General features: G+C 58.0%; 1 protein-coding gene and 1 pseudogene. One reads left to right on the top strand and one right to left on the bottom strand.

Annotated features, from left to right (window positions below):
* Nucleotides 1-120: 120 nt before the first annotated feature.
* Nucleotides 121-489 carry a BON domain-containing protein gene (locus AWB68_RS44710; protein ID WP_087650433.1) on the top strand — a complete coding sequence of 123 codons (369 nt, stop codon included), beginning with the start codon at nucleotides 121-123 and terminating at the stop codon, nucleotides 487-489.
* 593 nt (nucleotides 490-1,082) lie between these two features.
* Here the strand turns inward: AWB68_RS44710 and AWB68_RS50565 are convergent.
* A pseudogene (locus AWB68_RS50565) lies at nucleotides 1,083-1,216 on the bottom strand (IS6 family transposase); the annotation flags it as partial.
* Between the last annotated feature and the right edge of the window lie 359 nt (nucleotides 1,217-1,575).

Raw genomic sequence — 1,575 nt, 5'->3', positions numbered from 1 at the left:
AACCAGACGATCATCTATGGCACACCTGTAGCGCCGGGCAAGAACACCACGGCTGCGATGGTCGGCATCCGCCATACCTTCTGATTCCGCAATCCATACAACGAACGACCGGAGTATTCAATGAAAACATTCAGGCTGGCTGTCGGAGCCGCACTCGTTGCAACTTCCTTGACCGCGTGGTCCCAGACCAGCGAACCGGCCAGTGCGCCGGCCACGTCCGCGATGATGGCGTCGGGTTCAGCGGCCCCAGCCACGGGACGCAAGGCGAATCGCGCGCTGCGCCGGCAGGTTTATAGCGCCATCGTGAAGCACAAGGAGATCAGCGCCGGCAATATCAGCGTCGTCGCAAAGGACGGCGCGGTGACGCTCAATGGCACGGTCACGGACGCTTCCCAAGTGGGCACGGTCGCGGAAATCGCGAAGGGCGTTCCCGGAGTCATTTCGGTCACCAACAAGCTGACCGTGGAAAAGCCATTTGGCGGCCAGTAAACGGCTGTAGTCGATACGGGAGTGCGGCGGGGGCCGATCAATGAGCTGATCCCGCCGACCTCGACTGGGAGTGCCGACTTTGTTACGGTGAACGGCAAGAAGCACGGGCTACGGCGTGCGGTGCGCCAGCATGGCGCGGTGTTCGAGGTGCTGGTGCAAAGCTGGAGCGACCGGCACCCGGCCAGGCGCCACGGATGCCACGTGAGATTTCCTCTCTCTCCTCAAGCGTCAAGGCTCGACGTGACCGTTTCCTCATCGTTGGCATCATTCCGCCGTTGGGCATCACAATCGCGTGGGTTAAGGCCACGTGCTTGCCCAGTGCCTGACCGATGTCGCTTAGCGACTTACCATCTTCCATCTCTGCCATAACAGCGCCTTTTGTATGGCTGATATTGCGAACTCTTCCTCTCGATCATCTACTTTTCCTCTTTGGACAATATTAGGCAAGAAGGTATTGCGACGACAGGTTGAACCCGCCGCCGCCTTTTGGACGTTGATGAGGACGTCGGCCCGGCAGCATCACGGCGCAGTGCGTAGCGGTTTTGCCGACTTTAGGATGTTGAGGCGAAGTATCCCGATATGATGAGGAACGCCTATTCAACCAACAAGTAGAATTGCACGGCAGGGTTCGTCGAATGTCGCCATCTTTGATTTTCCCTTTGGCGATCATGTGCATGAGCTCGATCCCACTCAACGGTACACGGGCACAATGAAAATCCTTGAATCCGGGGCCGCCTCAACTGCGTGGCTATTTTCTTGGATCGGTCGCAGGTGGCTTTGCTAGTTGCAGGCTTGTGTATTACGCCGTGCTGATCCGCGAAACGGACGGTTGAGCGCGTTCGCTCAATCTGCCACGGGCGATGCGCGTCGCGCTGGAGGTCGCGGACGTGAAGGAACCGGTGAGAATTCGGACGGGAATTGGTTTCGTGTCCGCGATCTCGACGGGTCATCAGGACCTTAACAGGTTGCTGAAATACATGTCAGCAGAAGCCGCGTTCCTCTAACTGCCCGGCTATTGCGACGATCTTTTCGCATTGTGCAATTGCAACGCGCATTCAACGTCTTTGCGACGGTTTGAGGCTCGGT

Origin of the sequence: Caballeronia choica, from assembly GCF_001544535.1 — a bacterium.
Classification (GTDB): Bacteria; Pseudomonadota; Gammaproteobacteria; order Burkholderiales; family Burkholderiaceae; genus Caballeronia; species Caballeronia choica.
The sequence above is the reverse complement of the archived record's forward strand: the minus strand, read 5'-3'. Positions and strand labels throughout refer to the sequence as shown.

Excerpts from the sequence above, each read along its gene's own strand:
- AWB68_RS44710 (WP_087650433.1), top strand. The coding sequence starts at position 121 with ATGAAAACATTCAGGCTGGCTGTCGGAGCCGCACTCGTTGCAACTTCC.